Source organism: Clostridioides sp. ZZV14-6009 (assembly GCF_020658095.1).
GTDB lineage: Bacteria > Bacillota > Clostridia > Peptostreptococcales > Peptostreptococcaceae > Clostridioides.
In genome coordinates this window covers 63,957-81,672 of record NZ_JAGWDG010000006.1, presented here as the reverse complement: position 1 = coordinate 81,672, position 17,716 = coordinate 63,957, and the positions used below count along the sequence as shown (strand labels likewise).

Sequence of the window (17,716 nt, the reverse complement as noted above, 5' to 3'; positions counted from 1 at the left end):
TAATATTATGATGTAAGAGAGGTAAAAAGTCAATGAAAAAAATAGCTATTTATGGGAAGGGAGGAATTGGAAAATCAACAACAACTTCCAATTTATCTGCATCACTTTCTCATTTAGGATATAAGGTTATGCAAATAGGATGTGACCCTAAATCAGATTCTACTAAAAATTTAATGAAAGGAAAATTTATACCAACAGTTCTCGATGTCATGAAAGAGAAGAAAGATGATTTGAAACTTGAAGACATAGTATTTGAAGGATATGGTGGAGTATTATGTATTGAAGCTGGAGGACCAACTCCAGGAGTAGGGTGCGCTGGAAGAGGTATAATAGCGGCTTTTGAAAAATTAGAAGAATTAAAGGCCTTTGAAATATATAATCCAGATGTAGTAATTTACGATGTACTTGGAGACGTTGTTTGTGGAGGATTTTCAATGCCAATAAGAAATGGATTTGCAAATGAAGTGTATATAGTAACTTCTGGAGAAATGATGTCAATGTATGCTGCTAGTAATATATCTTTAGCTGTAGAGCAATTTAAAAATAGAGGATATGCCTCTTTAAAAGGACTCATATTAAATGCTAAAAATGTTGAAAATGAATTAGAATTAGTTGAAAAATTGGCTGATGAAATAAAAAGTAAAGTTTTTCACTATATACCAAGAAATAAAATCATGCAACAGTCTGAGAATAATGGAAGAACCGTTATAGAAGAAGATAAAGATAATGAAATGTCACAAGTATATATAGAACTTGCAAATAAGATTATACAAAGTAACTAGATAGATATAGGTTTAAATAGAAAATACAGTTTTAAAATAAAGTTTATTATGGAGGAAATTTTTATGAAATTTAAAAAAATATGCTCAGTATTTTTACTTAGCGCATTAATATTAACAGGATGCTCAAAGCCATCAAATGATGAGTCTGCAAATAAGGAGTCAGATAACAACGTAAAAGTTGTCTCAGCCACAGTAGCAGCAACACAAGTATTGGATAAATTAGATGCTACTTTAGTAGGCATTCCAACGACTAAATCTGAACTACCAGAAAAATATAAAAATCTACCAGAAGTAGGACAAGCTATGAATCCTGATTTAGAAATTGTAGCCTCTCTTGAGCCAGATGTATTTATAGTTGATAGTATGTTTAAAGAAAATGTTGAAAAGAGTATGAAAGAATATAACCTAGATACATTCTATTTTGAAACTGGAACATACACAAAGTTTCTTAAAAGCATAGAGAATTTGGGTAATAAAATAAATAAACAAGATGAAGCAGAAAAACTTATAAAAGAGCTAAAAGGAGTAGAAGAATCTGTAGTAGAAAAGTCAAAAAAACAGGATAAAAAACCAAGGGTAGCTATTTTATTTGGTGGTGGAAATAATTTTATGTTAGCTACAAAGAGCTCATATCTTGGTGACTTGGTTAAAACAGTAGGTGCTGAAAATATAGCTGATAACTTAACAGATAGTGTGGATTCAGATTATATACAATTTAGCTTAGAACAAATTATAAAAGAAAATCCAGATTACATACTTAGATTTGCACATGGGAATATAGAAGAGACTAAAAAAGCATTTGATGATTCTTTTGATAAAAATCCTGCATGGGATACATTAAGTGCAGTAAAAAATGGAAAAGTTATAGATTTAGACTCAAGTATATTTAATGTATCAGCAAATATACATGTCAAAGATTCAATAAATAAATTGGGAGATATCTTATATGGAGATAAATAAATTTTAGGTGAAGAATATGGATAATAAAAAAGTATTATTGATATTTACAGGGTTGATAACTGTAATTATTTTATTAATTGTTTTTTCTACTGTAGGGAGTGTAAATTTAAGTATTGGGGAAATATTTGATGCATTGATAAATGAAAATAATGCAATGGTTACTACCATAGTTTATAAGATGAGGTTACCTAGAAATATTTTAGCAGCGTTAGTTGGTGCAAATCTAGCAGTTTCAGGACTATTGTTACAAGCTGTTATGAAAAATCCATTAGCAGACCCTGGTATAACAGGTATATCTACAGGAGCAAGTGTAGCTGCTATTATAATATTGCTTTTATTTCCACAATATACAAGTATGTTGCCAATAGTTGCTTTTATAGGAGGGCTCATATCTTGTGGAGTAGTATATTTGATGGCGTATAAAAATGGGCTTAGACCAGAGCGAATTATACTAGCTGGAGTAGCTGTAAACACTATATTAGGTGGTGTGATATCATATTTATCAACTATGTATAGTGAAAGAATTCAAAGTGCAATGTTGTGGTTAAATGGAAGTTTAGCCACAAAGACTTGGTTAGATGTAAATATGCTAATATGGTATTCTGTTATAGGATTGATAGGAGCTATTTTCCTCATCAGAAGTGCAAATGTACTACAATTAGGAGATGATGCAGCTACAAATCTTGGCTTCAATGTAAATAAAAGTAGGTTTTTAATCTCATTAGTAGCTATATTTTTAGCAGGTGTTTCTACTTCAATAGTTGGTGTCATCAGTTTTGTAGGTCTTATAGTACCACATATAACGCGTATGTTGCTTGGCAGTGACCATAAATATACGATACCATTTAGTATAGTACTAGGGAGTATTGTATTATTAATTGCAGATACATTAGCAAGAACAATAGGAGGCTCTATAGAGATTCCAGTAGGCGTTATTATGTCTATAATAGGGGGTCCATTCTTCTTATATTTATTAAGAAAGAGAGGCAGTTATTAATGTTCAATGTAAAAAATGTCAAAATAGGTTATGAAGATAAGATTATCATAGACAATCTGAGTGTGAGCATTAAAGAAAAAGAAGTGGTTTCTATATTAGGTCCAAATGGTTCAGGAAAATCTACATTACTTAAGTCCTTATCTAGAATTTTGAAAATTAAACAGGGTGACATATATATCGGTAAGAGAAATATGAAAGTCATGAGTAATAAAGAAATTTCGAGAAAAGTGGCATTATTAGCTCAACATAATGCCTCCCTAAAGGATATAAAAGTAAAGGATTTAATATATTATGGAAGAATACCACATAAAGGTTTTTTTGAAAGTAAAAATAAAAATGATGAAGAAATAGTAAATTGGGCAATGAGAAATACAGGTCTTGAAACATATAAAGATAAATTGGTAAGCAATTTATCTGGAGGAGAAAGACAAAGAGTATGGTTAGCAATGGCACTTTGTCAAAAGCCAGATATACTTTTATTAGATGAACCTACAACATATTTGGATATATCTCATCAATTAGAACTAATGGAGCTTGTAAAAGATATAAATAAAAAATTTGGAATGACTATAATTATGGTTTTGCATGATATAAATCAAGCGAGCAAATACAGTGATAGACTTATTATTATGAATAATGGTGCTATAGTAGCGGATGGACATCCTAATAATGTAATAAGTGAAGAGATAATAAAAGATGTTTACAAGGTAAAATGTGATATAGATATAGACCCAATTAGTAAAAAGCCTAGAATTCATCCAATAATGTTATGTAGAAGAACTAGTAGTATATAAAATTTTAATATTTAAGATGACTATAGTTGAAAAAATATAAAAAGTAATATAAGTGTAACTTTAAATTTATAAAGTTGTATAAGTAATAGGATTGGAAAGGAAAAAATATGTATACTTTAAATGTATTAAATAGATTAAAAGATATAGCGTATGATAAAGATATAAAATCTTTATCATATGCTGTGTTTCCAGGGACTCATTGTCCATTGTTTGGAGTTGTATTAACTGCATCATATATAAAAAACATGGCTCTTGTGATAGTAGGAACAAATGAATGTACTTATTATAGTAAAAATTTTGCATATCATAGACAGTCTGGTCAAGATAGTGTTTATTCAGTAGTCTTAAAAGATAAAGATATAGTTTTTGGTGCAGAAAAAAAAGTAATAGAAGCTGTAAAGTATATTTCAGAAGTTGAAAAATTTGATGCAATAATGATAGTAACTACATGTGTACCAGAATTAATAGGTGAGGATTATAATGCTTTATCTGAGGAATTGGAAGAACTGATTGGTGTACCTGTTTTAGCAGTTAATACCGAACATTATACTTGTAATTCTCATATAATTGGAATGACCAGAGCTTTAAAGAGTTTATCATCAGTTATGGAGAATTATACAAATAAAAAAGGTGTTAATATTTTAGGGCATAGACAAGAGAATGTAGAAGATACAGAGCTTGTAAAGTTACTTTCTAAAGAAGGTGTAAAAATAAATTGTGTAATACCATCTAAATGTACTATAAGAGATATAAAAAGTGCATCTAGTGCTAAATTAAATATAGTAACAGATATGATAGCATTGGATTTAGCAGAAGATATGAAAAATAAATTTGGAATAGAATACATATATTTTGATAAAAACATGAAAGAGTCAATTATAATGGAAAACTATAATAAACTTTGTAACATTTTAGACATAGATGTACAAGATGAATTATTAGAGCAAAGACAAAGATATAATTTGTTATTGAATAAATGTAGACTTCTAATGGAAGGTAAAAAGCTAATTTATGGGAATACACCAATGATGGCATTTGAAACAGTGGATTTCTTAACAGAATTAGGGTTAGTGCCAGAATTTATACAAGTGCGTGAACTTTATGAACAAGATAGTTTATTTAAAGACAACATAATAAAAAAAGGACACAATCCATATGTAAGCAGAATTGCAAATATAGCACCACTTAGAAGTTTGTATGATACTATAAATGCAGATATTTATATAGGTCATGAAAGTCCAATGTTATTAAAAGAAAAGGGACTTATGCAAATAACGTTAGACGAACATGCACAAAAAATAGGATTTGAGCTTCCAATAGGCATAATGGAAACTTTAATTAAATTATTTGATGTGGAGAAAATTACAAGAAAGGAAGTGATTTAATATGGAAGTATATAAATATTTTCCAAATCCTTCTGATAGAATGGGAATAATATTTACAGTATCATCAATAAGCGAAGCCTGTGTCATAGAATTTGGTCCATCAGGAACAACTCACTATGCTATAGAAGCAATTGGAAGTTTAAATGGAGAAGACAAAGCAAAGATTTATTCAACTCATATGAGTGAAAGCGATGTTACGTTTGGAAATTATGATAGATTAGAAAAGGCTATAATTGAAATAGATAATAATATTAAACCCAAGTATATATTTGTAATGGCTTCATCTGTATCTTCTATTATAGGTGTGGATATAGTAGGAATCTGCAATATTATAAGTGATTCCGTAAACTGTAAGCTAATGCCAATCACAACAGGTGGATTAAGAGAAGATTATAATCAAGGAGTTGAAGATTTTCTTTATATATTAGCAAAGGATGTAGTAAAAGAGAGCAATGAAAAAATTGATAGCTTTAATATAATTGGATGTAATATAGACCAATATAATTTTTTATCAGATTGTGAAGAAATTAAAAGGATGATAAAGGCTTTTTTCAAAAAAGAAGTAAATGTAACCTTTACATCATACACATCAATTGAGGAAATAGAAAATGCATCTAAGTCTAGTCTAAATATAGTACTTAGGAAAGAAGGTATCAAAGCAGCAACTTTTATGAAGGATAAGTATAATATACCTTATGTATATAAAAAGCCTTATGGAATAAAAAATACTGAAGAGTTTATTAAAGACATACAAAAAGTAACTATGTGGGATTTGAATAAAAGTGCTTATGAAGCTGAAGTATCTAGCATAAAAAGACAAGTATTTAATATAAAAAGGAAGTTTTATTTTTATGAGGGAAGCAAAAAATGTGCTGTATTTGGAGATTATGACACTGCTTTAGGGTTTAAAGATTTATTAAATGAATTAGGTCTTGAAGTTGATAGAGTTAACATATTACATAATACAGATTGTAAGGACGAATCCGTATATATTGGAAATAATGAGTTAGATAGAAACAAATATTTAAAAGAAAATGAGTTGTTGGTTTTATTTGGAGATGGTACTAGTATTGATATGAATCATAATTCAAAGTTAGATATACAGATAAGTAATCCAAACTTAAAAAGTGTAAATATATATCCATATACACCATTTGTTGGATTAAGAGGAGTGCTTTACATAATTGAAAGAATACTTAATATATCACTATAAGATAGATTTATTAAAACGTTAATGCATATTTTTTCACAATAATTTATGAATTCTGTTAGGATTTGTAGGATATGGGATATAATATAAATAAGTAAATTTTGTAAGTAGAGAATTTATTTGCTTTATTTTAATTATGTTGGAGAAGTGGGGGAATAGGTTATGGAAAGACTAATGGAGCTTTTAGAAAGAAAATTTTTAAAAGATGTAGAACTCTTAGAATTGGAAGATATAGAAAATGTAGTAGAGTGTAAAATGACACAGCCATACAATGCTCACTATAATGAATATCTAGTAAAAGTGAAAAATGGAGATATGATAGAAGAATATTTTGTGTATTTAAAACATAGATAGATGTAAAAGAGGTGTGTATTTTATTTGTAATATTACAAAATAAATACACACCTCTTTTTTTAGTGTTAAAGTGTAAAACTATAAAATTTTAATTTATATCTATTTAATATTTTCAACAATATCAGTTAATACTGAGTCTAAATCATTACTAATTTCTGTAACACCATTATGAGTAATATCTATGATTTCTTTAGTCATAGGAAGTTCACCTAGAAGTTTTAAATCTAAGTCATTTAAAAACTTTTCAGTAGAGTCACCATCAAATAATTTGATTTTTTTAGAACAATCAGGACATTGAATATAACTCATATTCTCAATAACTCCAAGAACGTTTATGTTCATTTTTTTAGCCATATTAACAGCTTTTGATACAATCATAGATACCAAATCTTGAGGAACTGAAACCATAACTATTCCACTTATAGGTATAGATTGCATAACTGTTAATGCAACATCTCCAGTTCCAGGGGGCATGTCTATAAGTAAATAATCTAGTTCTTCCCAAAGTACATCAGTATAAAATTGTTTTACAACTCCTCCAACTAGAGGTCCTCTCCAAACAACAGGCTCATTTTCGTCATCTATCATAAGATTTATAGACATTACTTTTATGTTATTTGAATTTTCTACAGGATAAATATAAGAGCCATCAGAATAAGTTTTTACATTTTTTAGACCCATAAGTCTAGGAATACTTGGTCCTGTTATATCAGAGTCTAATATACCAACTTTGTATCCCATTTTATTTAGTTTATTAGCAAGTAAAGCAGTTACAGTCGATTTACCAACTCCACCTTTCCCACTCATAACACCAATTATTTTTCCAAATTTATTGTTAGGGTTATTTTCAATAGAACAATTTGATTGACTATTACAATTTCCCTTTGATGGACATGAATTACAATCTGCCATATCTATTACCTCCAATTTTTAGTATTTATTAGATTATTTGTAACCTACATATACTATTTTAGTACAATTAAACAATAAAGTCATTATTTAAAAGCAACTTAGAATATTTTCTATTAAGCAAATAGTAATTTATTATAAAAAAAAGAAGGTAATAAAAAAATATAACCTTCTCAATAAAATGGTTGTTTCAATTGACCTATAGAGTTTAATCATATAAATATATAGGAAATATTTCAATATATTATACATAAATGGTCATTTTATAAGTATAACTGGAAAGTATATATATTTTTTATAGAAGTTTGTTGAAAAACAATTAAAAATCATGAAGAAAAAAGATATAATTAGAAATGTAGTGATAAATTTAAAAACGTGGTAATAAATATTTTACTAAGAATGATAACATTGAAATATTTTAAATAATATCAGGAGGAATATAGATGGAAATAAAACCAAGAAGTGCAAAAGTAGAAGAGTTTAATAAAGTAACAGGATTAATAAACTATGTGTTTAGAATATCAAGAAATTATAAGCCAACTATGGTGGAAGAGTTTCCACTTTTATTGAATAAAGATAACATAGAAAATATGATTATAATATCAGAAAATGAAAAAGTAGTTTCAGATGTAAACTATTTGGTACAAGATGTATCTATTCAAGGAAATAAACTAAAGGTTGCAGCTATAGGTGGAGTATGCACACATCCAGATTATGAGAAGAAGGGATATTCATCTAAAATACTAGATAAAGCAGAAGAAAAAATGTTTTCTGATGGTGTAGATGTTTTAATTATTTCAGGGACAAGAAGTTTATATAGTAGAAGAAATTGCAGTGTGGTGAAGAGTTTCTATAAATATACAATAAAGCCAGAAAATATTGAAATACCATATGAAATAGTTGAATTTGATGAAACTAATTTTGAAAAAGATACTGATTTAAATAAAATGATTGAATTATATAATCAAAATAGTACTAGATTTATAAGAACAAGAGATGAATTTAAAAAATTATTACATGCAGCTACTCTTGCTTGGGGACCAATTAATTATAAGAAAGTATTTGTAAAAGATAATAATAACATGATAGGATATTTAATAATAAGAACAATAAAAAAAGAGTACTCTATTGTAGGAGAAGTAGTTGAACTAGGATTGAATAATATAAATGTTGAAAATGTATTAAAATATACTACGAATAAATTTGGTTTAGAGTATTTAGACTATAAGGTACATGTAAGAAATCTAAAAGACCAATTAGAATGTAATGAATTAAAGTCTTTAGATTATCAACAAGGAACAATTAAAATAATAAATTATAGTAAATTATGCAATAATTTAAAAGGTTATTTTAATCAATATGTAGATTCTGAACTATTAGAGCATATTGAATTTAAACAAGTTGAAAATAAATATATCATCAAATATAAGGAAGAGGAGCTTATAATAGAAAGCTTAGATAAACTTAATAAGCTATTTTTTGAAAGAAATGAAGAACAACACAATGAATTTAAACATTTGAAAAATATATATGAATTTACTACAAAAGTATTTCCTATAGATTTTCCATGGACTGCAAATTTAAATTATCAATAATTATTATACTTTTAACCTAAGATTTGATAAGAAATGTTCTTAAAGTATGAACTAATTTTTTATTGAATGTTAGTAAAGTACTTTTATGAAGGAATTGGAAAGGATGAGTATTATATGGATATACTTGAAAAGATAGCAGAATGTATATTAAATATGGATGTAAATAATATAGAAGGCTTGGTAAAAACTGCTATAGAGGAAAATATTAATGTAGAAGATATATATGAATATGGGTTAAACAAGGGTATGATAGGTGCTTTAGACAAATTTGAGAATAAAGAATACTATCTTTCAGAAGTGATAGTATGTACAGATGCATTAAATAAAGGTATTAATCTCTTGAAGGGAACTGGCAAAATAAAAGAAAAATCAAAGGGAGTAATCTTAATGTCTGTAGTAGAAGGTGATACTCATGAGATAGGAAAAAATATTGTAAAAGTAATGGTTGAAGCCACTGGATACAAAGTAATTGATTTAGGTGTAAATAGAAAAAGCGAAGATATAATAGAAGAGGCTATAAAAAACAATGTAGATATAATAGGTTTATCTTCAATGATGACAACGACGATGGAAAACATGAAATCAGTAATAAATAGGCTTAACAGACTTAATCTAAGTAAAAGGCCAAAGGTAATAATTGGTGGAGGTCCTGTAAGTATGGATTTTGCAGAAGAAATAGGTGCAGATGGATATAGTCCAAATGCTCCAAAAGCAGTTAAATTAATAGACAAACTTATAGGAGGAGAAATTTAGAATGTTTTCAGATATGACTTTATTGCAATATATAAATAGTGAAGATAGAGGATTTTTCCTGCCCGATATGGGTACAAATGGTTTATTTTTGATAAATAAAAAAGCATATGAAGTATATGATAGTGTAGATATACAATTGGAATTAGCAAGAACTATGGATAAATATTTTGAATCAGATTTTATATATTCATTTTGTGATGGGATTACATTTTGCGAGACTCTGGGATTAGAGACACTAAGACCAGATTATGATTTTCCAAGTGTATTGACACATACAATAACAAATAGTGAAAAGTTAAGAAAATTAGATGTGCCAGACCCATATACAAGTGGACGTATGCCACTTAATCTAGAAAGCTTATCACTAATATCAAAAACTATAAAAAAACCATTATATGAATCAATACAAGGTCCATTTACTCTTGCGGGTCAATTAGCTGGGGCTACACAACTTTTGAGGTGTATAATAACTGATAAAAAATTTGTGGAGGAGTTATTAGAATTCACTACTGAGTTAGTAAGGAGATATGCTGTTGCTGCAAATAAAGCAGGTGCAAAATATATTTCAATAGCAGAGCCAACATCAGTAACTTTAAACAAAACTAGATTTGATGAATATATAGTAAAAAATTTAAATAAAGTATATGATGAACTTGATTGTTGGAAAGGTATGCATATATGTGGAGATACAAGAGAGTTGTTAGATAATATGTTGAGTTGCAATATAGATGCAGTAAGTTTAGACCAAATTCTAGACTATGAAGAGATTGCACCAAGAATTCCAAAAGATATAGTTTTAATTGGAAATTTAGACCCAATAAAACTTCTTGGACGTTCCACACCTGATAAAATAACAAAAGAAACACTAAAGTTGTTAAAAAAGATGAGAAAGTATGACAATTTCTTATGCGATTTTGGTTGCAACTGTTTAAATACAACACCAGTAGAAAATTTACAAGCAGCCATAAAGGCAGGGAGAATTAGTTATAAAGAATTAGATAGGATTGATATGAATGAGTTGGAATAACAATGAAAATATGCCTTATTTAGAATATATAGATTTAGAAGATATTTATATAAATAAAGATACAGTGCTAAAGTTTTTGGGATATTCGAATAGAAAAGTTCCAGAAATGATTAATGGAATAGTTGAAGAAGAAATAAAAAGTATAAAAAGTATATTGAATATTAAGGTTTATGTAAGTGAAATTGATATTGATAAAATGCCTAAAGAGTGTAAAAAGGCATTTGCAATTTTATATACCGTAGGAGATAAAATTGACATTAAAATGAAAGATTACATGAAAAATTGTAATATGATGGCAGGTTTGGCACTAGATAAAATAGGTATAGTGTGCTTAGACTACATCAACGAGAAAATAAAAATGTATTTAAAGGAAACCTATAGTAATCTCAATATATCATATGAGATATATCCAGGAGATAAAGATTTTAAAGTTGAAAACCAAAAAGATATTTATGAATATGTAAAAAATAAATACGATAATCTAGAAATAGAAATCAATGATTATCATCAATTATCTCCTATAAAAAGTGTTGCGATGCTTATTTTAATGGGAGATAAAGAAAACACTGAATCAAGATGTAGTAAATGTATTAGAAAGTGTTTTTAGAAATTTTTACAAGATTAAAGTTGATATTGGTAAGTTGCAATAATTTTTTTAGCTTAAAGATATGCTAGCTAAAAAAATTATTGCAAAATAATAAGATTCTACTTGATATACTCATACTTACAGATTATAATAAATTTTTTAATTCAATGAGAGTATTTATTTCATAAGTGGGTATAGAACTAGTATAATTTATACTGTTATTGGAATTTAGCCAACAAGTATCTATTCCTGAATTTATTCCTCCTAATATGTCTGAAGTTAAACTATCACCAATCATCAAAGCAGAAGTTTTATCATAACAGTTAAACTTCTTAAATGCATATTTAAATATTTCAGGATTTGGTTTTGATACTTTTACTTCTTCTGATACAATCATTCCATCAATATATTCTTTTATTTCTGAGTTTTTAAGTCTATTATTTTGGACTTTAGAAATTCCATTTGTTATTATGATAATTTTGTATTTACTTTTAAGATATGATAATACATCAAGTGCACCTGGCATTAAAAAAGTACATTCTGCCAAAAGATTTAAGTACATTTTACTAAGAATTATAGGGTCAACATTTAAGTTCATTTCCTTTGCAAAAAGTTCAAATCTAAGTAGTTTAAGCTCATCTAAAGTTATAGTGTTTTTTTCAAGGTCAAGCCAAAGTTTATCACTTATATTTCTATATATTTTTATAAATTTTTCAAAGTCAAAATCTAATCTAAATTTAGATAAAAGTTTCTTAAAAGCATAAGATTCACTCTTTTTAAAATCAAATAAAGTATCATCTGCATCAAAAAATATAAATTTATATCTCTTCATAAGGTCTACCCTTTATAGTACAACTGCAAAAACTACTTTGCTTTCACTATCAGAATCATTTTGCCATTTATGCTTTGTTCCTAAAGGAACCTTAACGCTATCACCCTTAAATAAAGTAAATTCATCATCATCCATAAAGAGTTTGACTTCTCCCTCTAAAATGTATGCAATTTCATCTCCATTATGAGTAATTCTATCTACACAAGAAGATGTATTTGGAGCCAAATCCATAATAGCAAATTCTAAATTACCACTAGAATCTGGAACTAAAACTTCATATACAACATCATTACTTCCAGGTAAAATAACTTTCTTTCTACTATCGTGTCTCACTATTAAACTTTTTTTGTCTACTTCAGATACAAAAAATGTAAATAGAGGAACATTTAGAGAAGAGGCTATAGATTTTAATGAATTTACAGATGGATTAGCAAGACCTCGTTCTATTTGGCTCAATAATGATGGTGTAACATCTGCTAGTTTTGCTAAATCTCGAATACTTAGATTTTGTTTTTTTCGAACTTCAGCTATTTTTTCTCCTAAATTTAAATCATTCATATAAATATCCTCTCTTTTTCGTTTTAAAAATATTACTTTAAAATAATCTAAATAAAAAGATTATATAGTATGAAATCATTATAACATATAAGATATAATTTTGAATAAATAATGTTAAATGTAATTGAATAAATTAAAATATAATTGACAAGTGGATACAGAATACTTAAAATATATTTAAATAAAATTAAATAAAAAATAATTAACTTACTTTAAGATAGGAGGGGATATTGTGCAAATAACAACTTTTGGAGCTATATTTGGCTTATTAGTAGCAATTATTTTAATTATAAAGAAATTTCAAGCTGTATATAGTTTAATGTTAGGGGCATTTGTTGGGGGAATAATTGGAGGCGCAAGTATAACAGAAACTGTAGATTTTATGGCAACTGGAGCTATGAATATCTCACCATCAATTCTTAGAGCTTTAGCATCAGGTGTATTGGCTGGAAGTTTAATAAAAACAGGAGCAGTTGATAAAATATCAGAACAAATCGTAAGGATATTAGGAGAAAAGAGAGCCTTACTTTCTATAGCTGCTTCAACTATGGTACTTGCAGGAGTAGGAGTAAATTTGGATGTATCTGTAATAACTGTAGCACCAATAGGTTTATACATAGGAAGAAAATTAAACTATTCTAAATTAGCAATACTTTTAGCTATGTTAGGTGGAGGCAAAGCAGGTAATATAATATCACCAAATCCAAATACTATTGCAGTAGCAGGAAATTTTTCTGTAAATCTATCTAGTGTTATGATAGCAAACGTAATTCCAGCAATTGTTGGTATTGTGTTTACTGTTGTTTTGGCAAGTGCATTAATAAATAAAGGAAACAATGTAGAATCATATGAACTTTTGGAACAAAGAGAGGATTTACCAAATTTGTTTAAGTCATTATGTGGTCCAATTGTAGCTATATTTTTATTGTTTCTAGGAAATATATCACCTATAGTAATAGACCCTATGGTTGCACTTCCTGTAGGAGGAGTAGTAACCTTAATCGCGACAGTAAATTTGAAAAATACAAGAGAGTATTTGTCTTTTGGATTATCTAAGATGCAAGGTGTATGCATATTATTACTTGGAACAGGGACTATTGCGGGGATTATACAAATGTCTGAATTACAACAGAGTACAATAGGTATACTACAATATTTAAATATGCCACAATTTTTATTAGCACCGATTTCAGGTATACTTATGTCACTGGCAACAGCATCATCAACAGCTGGAGCCACTATAGCATCATCAACTTTTTCTGATGCTATATTAAGTGGTGGATTATCACCAATTTCAGGAGCATCAATTGTTAATGCAGGTTCCAGTGTATTTGAACAATTACCACATGGTTCATTATTTCATACTAGTGCAGGCAGTATAAATATGGATATAGGTGAAAGATTTAAATTGATTCCGTATGAAGCACTAATAGGGATAGTAATGACTATAGTTTCAACATCTATACAATTAATCTTATAATAAATATAGATATTTAATGAAAAAAGTAGGATTTTGTTATTAAATATTGAATTTATATAAAAAAGAAAGATTGGAGTTTTAAGGTGAATAAAAAAAAGATAGTAATTATAGGGATTATTTATTCATTTTTAGTTGTAGTTTCACTCACAAATATGTATGTAGGCATGGAGTATAATTTGAATATATTTGAATATGTTAAGAAATCACTTCCATTTACAGAAGAGGAAAAACAATGGCTAAAAAAACATAAAAATTTAATTTATAGTTCTGACCAGAGCTCTCCTCCTCTTAGATATAAAGGTCAAGAAGATGGTCAATACAAAGGAATTGTTGTTGATTTAATTAATTCCCTATCAATCCAAATAGGTAGAGATTTCTATTTTAAACCAAATACATGGTGGAAAGAATCCTTTATAAATCCAGTGGATGATAGTATAAGATTTTTTGACTTAATTCCATCAAAAGAAAGAGCAAATAAGTTTATATTTACTGACCCCGTTTATACATTAAGTGCAAATATATTAAAAGATAAAAAAGCACAGAATATAAATAGTTATAGAGATTTAAAGGGAAAAACAATAGCAATACCAGAGGGTGACTATTCTATAAACTTTTTAAAAGAAAGAGTTGACAATATAGATATTGTGTTGACTCCAGATATAAAGACTGGAGTAAATTATTTAATGTCAGGCAAAGTAGATGCAGTTGTTGGTGATGAACCAGTATTACGATATTATGTGATAAACTATGAACTCTCAAAGAAATACAGTATTTTAAATACTCCTATTTATACCAAAAAGGCAGTTCTCGCTGTTCCTAAACAATATAAAGAATTAGTTGGTATTTTAAATAAGGGAATTTTTAAACTTCAGAAAAATGGTGTATATAAAGATTTAAATAAAAAATGGTATTCTATATATAATGAAGTCGATGATGTATTATATGATAGAGGAGTCATGCCAATCATTTATATTTTTATAGGCATAATTTTGATATCTATTTATATTTTTTATAGTTATACATATTTATTAAAAATAGAAATAAAAAGGAAAACAGAAGAAGTAATAGAAAATAAAAAGGCTTTAGAGGCCACATTTAATAGTATCACAGACATAATAATGCTTATAGATGACAATTACAATATAGTTGAATCAAATAAAGTATTCTATGATTTTATCAATGAGATACAATATAAAAAAGAAGAATTAATTGACATAATAAAAAATATTATTGAGAATACATTTTCTGAAAATACACATAAAACAAGTGAAATAGAACTGATTAATAAGATTTTGAAAATAAGTACTTTCCCTGTAGAATATAAAAAAAATAATATTGAATATATAGTAGCCGTGATTAAAGATATAACTAATGATAAAATAATAGAAGCAAAATTGCTGAGAGATAATAAAATGATATCTATAGGGCAATTAGCTTCTGGAGTAGCACATGAGATAAGAAATCCTCTAGGAATAATAAGAAATAATTGTTATCTTTTAAAAGATAATGTTACTATAGAAGAGGTAAATGATTGTGTAAAATCAATAGAAAGTAATGTAGATAGAGCAAGTAATATAATAACGAATTTATTAAATTTTGCAAGAATATCAGATGATAGTTTAGAAAATATAAATATAAGAAATTTTATTGAAAATATAGTCAAACTTCAGTATAAAGTTTTACAGTTAAAAGATGTTGAAATAAAGATAAACTGCAATAAGGATTTAGTATGCTACATAAATGGAGAATCTTTGAAACACGTATTTATAAATTTAATATCTAACTCAGTAGATGCAATACATGAAGGCGGTAAAATTATTATAAATTGCTATGTGAAAGAGTGCTGTTTATTTATAGATTTTAAGGACAATGGTGATGGTATAAAAGAAAACGTTTTAAAGGATATATTTAATCCTTTTTATACCACAAAGCCAATTGGTGAAGGAACTGGATTAGGTTTGTACATTACATATAACGAGATTAAAAAGAATAATGGAGATATAAGTGTCAAAAGTCAATTGGGAGTTGGTACTTGTTTTTATATAAAAATTCCACTAAATAAAGAGGTGACTATATGATAAAGATACTAGTAGTTGATGATGAATTAGAGTATGGAACAATAATGAAAAAAATTTTGCAAAAGAATGGATATGTGGTAGATATAGCACTAAGTGGAGAAGAAGCTGTGAGTATTATTAAGAAAGATAAAAATTACGATTTGATTTTATCTGATGTTATGATGAAAAATATGGATGGAGTACAACTTTTAGATAGAATTAAATCTATTAATAAAAATATAGAAGTTATATTAGTTACTGGATATGGAAGTATTGAAAATGCAGTTGAAGCTATGAAAAGAGGAGCTTTATCTTATTTTATAAAAAGTAATCCTATTGAAACTTTATTAGAAGAAATTGAAAAAGTAAAAAGAGAAAAAGAAGTAGTTTGCACACAAAAAAATAATTTGGGCTTTACTTTAGAATCTAAAAATAAGGATTTTAATAATATAATAAAAATCGCAGAAAAAGCTGCCTGTAAAGATGTAAATATACTAATTCTTGGAGAATCTGGAGTAGGAAAAGATGTTTTAGCTAGATATATACATAGTCTAAGCCCAAGAAGAGATGAAATATTTGTACCTGTAAACTGTTGTTCTTTTTCCGAAAATTTATTAGAGTCTGAGTTATTTGGACATGAGAAAGGTTCTTTTACTGGAGCAATAGATAGCAGAAAAGGTAGATTTGAACTTTCAAATAGGGGTACTTTATTTTTAGATGAAATAGGAGATATACCTTTAAATGTGCAAGTAAAATTGTTAAGGACACTTGAAGAGAAATCTATAGAGAGAATAGGAAGTAATAAGTCTATTAAAGTTGACTTTAGATTAATTTGTGCAATGAATAAAGAACCTAAAATAGAAATATTAAATGGTAATATAAGAGAAGATTTTTTTTATAGAATAAGTACAATAACAATAACTATACCACCTTTAAGAAATAGAAGAGAGGATTTAAATACACTTATAGACTTTTTCTTAAATAAATACCAGATTGAACATGATAAAAAAATATCCTCAATTGATAAAGAAGTAGTGGATTTTTTGATAAATTACGATTATCCAGGGAATATAAGAGAATTAAAAAATATAATCAATAGATTAGTAGTTTTAAGTGAAGAAAGTAAGTTATCAAAAGACAATTTGAACTTAATATCAAACAATATAAACATAGATGATAAAATAAGTATTAGACCTCTAAGAGAAATAAGAAAAGAATTTGAGTGTGAATATATTGAAAAGGTTCTATCTCTATGTGGAAATAATATTTCAAATACAGCAAAAAAATTGGAGATTAGCAGAAGACAATTAACTAATAAAATATCAGAGTACAATATTAAGTGAGAAAAAAACTTCTCATGTACTGAGCAAAAAATTTCTCACAATTATTAAAAGATAAGTAGAAAAATTCTACTTATCTTTTTTATTATAATTTTTA

At 27.4% G+C, this 17,716-nt stretch carries 17 protein-coding genes; 14 read left to right on the top strand and 3 right to left on the bottom strand.

All coding sequences use genetic code 11. The features are described from left to right. The first annotated feature begins 32 nt into the window (after positions 1–32). The 7 genes from KGF36_RS10075 to KGF36_RS10045 all read left to right on the top strand — a co-directional run bounded on the left by KGF36_RS10075 (position 33) and on the right by KGF36_RS10045 (position 6,482). A complete protein-coding gene (locus KGF36_RS10075; protein ID WP_227828449.1) occupies positions 33–782 on the top strand; it encodes a nitrogenase iron protein NifH in 750 nt (249 codons plus the stop codon). Positions 783–845: 63 nt separating this feature from the next. Continuing rightward, on the top strand, positions 846–1,742 hold the full coding sequence (locus tag KGF36_RS10070) for an ABC transporter substrate-binding protein (RefSeq protein WP_227828450.1): 897 nt from the start codon (positions 846–848) through the stop codon (positions 1,740–1,742). 16 nt (positions 1,743–1,758) lie between these two features. After that, positions 1,759–2,739, top strand: a complete 981-nt coding sequence (locus KGF36_RS10065; RefSeq protein ID WP_227828451.1) for a FecCD family ABC transporter permease — start codon at positions 1,759–1,761, stop codon at positions 2,737–2,739. Further along, complete coding sequence (locus KGF36_RS10060) at positions 2,739–3,533, top strand: ABC transporter ATP-binding protein (RefSeq protein WP_227828452.1); 795 nt, start codon at positions 2,739–2,741, stop codon at positions 3,531–3,533. Before KGF36_RS10065 ends, KGF36_RS10060 begins: the two co-directional genes overlap by 1 nt. A 107-nt stretch (positions 3,534–3,640) precedes the next feature. Next, positions 3,641–4,918: a nitrogenase component 1 gene (locus KGF36_RS10055; RefSeq protein WP_227828453.1), complete on the top strand. Its 1,278-nt coding sequence runs from the start codon at positions 3,641–3,643 to the stop codon at positions 4,916–4,918. Position 4,919: 1 nt separating this feature from the next. Further along, positions 4,920–6,131 (top strand): nitrogenase component 1, encoded by a 1,212-nt coding sequence (locus KGF36_RS10050; protein WP_227828454.1) that lies wholly within the window; start codon positions 4,920–4,922, stop codon positions 6,129–6,131. Between the two features lie 159 nt (positions 6,132–6,290). After that, a complete protein-coding gene (locus KGF36_RS10045; protein ID WP_227828455.1) occupies positions 6,291–6,482 on the top strand; it encodes a hypothetical protein in 192 nt (63 codons plus the stop codon). 99 nt (positions 6,483–6,581) lie between these two features. On the opposite strand, the gene KGF36_RS10040 is transcribed toward KGF36_RS10045, so the two are convergent. Further along, positions 6,582–7,394 carry an Mrp/NBP35 family ATP-binding protein gene (locus KGF36_RS10040; RefSeq protein WP_227828456.1) on the bottom strand — a complete coding sequence of 271 codons (813 nt, stop codon included), beginning with the start codon at positions 7,392–7,394 and terminating at the stop codon, positions 6,582–6,584. A gap of 440 nt (positions 7,395–7,834) precedes the next feature. On the opposite strand from KGF36_RS10040, the gene KGF36_RS10035 reads away from it, so the two are divergent. The 4 genes from KGF36_RS10035 to KGF36_RS10020 all read left to right on the top strand — a co-directional run bounded on the left by KGF36_RS10035 (position 7,835) and on the right by KGF36_RS10020 (position 11,373). Continuing rightward, positions 7,835–8,986 carry a GNAT family N-acetyltransferase gene (locus KGF36_RS10035; RefSeq protein WP_227828457.1) on the top strand — a complete coding sequence of 384 codons (1,152 nt, stop codon included), beginning with the start codon at positions 7,835–7,837 and terminating at the stop codon, positions 8,984–8,986. Between the two features lie 114 nt (positions 8,987–9,100). Then, on the top strand, positions 9,101–9,739 hold the full coding sequence (locus KGF36_RS10030; protein ID WP_227828458.1) for a B12-binding domain-containing protein: 639 nt from the start codon (positions 9,101–9,103) through the stop codon (positions 9,737–9,739). A gap of 1 nt (position 9,740) precedes the next feature. Then, positions 9,741–10,766, top strand: coding sequence for a uroporphyrinogen decarboxylase family protein (locus tag KGF36_RS10025; RefSeq protein WP_227828459.1), 1,026 nt, complete (start codon positions 9,741–9,743; stop codon positions 10,764–10,766). Continuing rightward, positions 10,753–11,373 carry a hypothetical protein gene (locus tag KGF36_RS10020; RefSeq protein ID WP_227828460.1) on the top strand — a complete coding sequence of 207 codons (621 nt, stop codon included), beginning with the start codon at positions 10,753–10,755 and terminating at the stop codon, positions 11,371–11,373. The genes KGF36_RS10025 and KGF36_RS10020 overlap by 14 nt, the downstream gene beginning before the upstream one ends. A gap of 124 nt (positions 11,374–11,497) precedes the next feature. Here KGF36_RS10020 and KGF36_RS10015 read toward each other — a convergent pair whose 3' ends face one another. Then, positions 11,498–12,184 (bottom strand): YjjG family noncanonical pyrimidine nucleotidase, encoded by a 687-nt coding sequence (locus KGF36_RS10015; protein ID WP_227828461.1) that lies wholly within the window; start codon positions 12,182–12,184, stop codon positions 11,498–11,500. Positions 12,185–12,196: 12 nt separating this feature from the next. After that, positions 12,197–12,742 carry a helix-turn-helix domain-containing protein gene (locus KGF36_RS10010; RefSeq protein WP_227828462.1) on the bottom strand — a complete coding sequence of 182 codons (546 nt, stop codon included), beginning with the start codon at positions 12,740–12,742 and terminating at the stop codon, positions 12,197–12,199. 232 nt (positions 12,743–12,974) lie between these two features. On the opposite strand from KGF36_RS10010, the gene KGF36_RS10005 reads away from it, so the two are divergent. The 3 genes from KGF36_RS10005 (at position 12,975) to KGF36_RS09995 (ending at position 17,622) form a co-directional block, all read left to right on the top strand. Then, positions 12,975–14,222 carry a GntP family permease gene (locus KGF36_RS10005; protein ID WP_227828463.1) on the top strand — a complete coding sequence of 416 codons (1,248 nt, stop codon included), beginning with the start codon at positions 12,975–12,977 and terminating at the stop codon, positions 14,220–14,222. Between the two features lie 83 nt (positions 14,223–14,305). Next, a complete protein-coding gene (locus KGF36_RS10000) occupies positions 14,306–16,300 on the top strand; it encodes an ATP-binding protein (protein WP_227828464.1) in 1,995 nt (664 codons plus the stop codon). Beyond that, complete coding sequence (locus tag KGF36_RS09995) at positions 16,297–17,622, top strand: sigma-54-dependent transcriptional regulator (RefSeq protein ID WP_227828465.1); 1,326 nt, start codon at positions 16,297–16,299, stop codon at positions 17,620–17,622. The genes KGF36_RS10000 and KGF36_RS09995 overlap by 4 nt, the downstream gene beginning before the upstream one ends. The last annotated feature ends 94 nt before the right edge of the window (positions 17,623–17,716 follow it).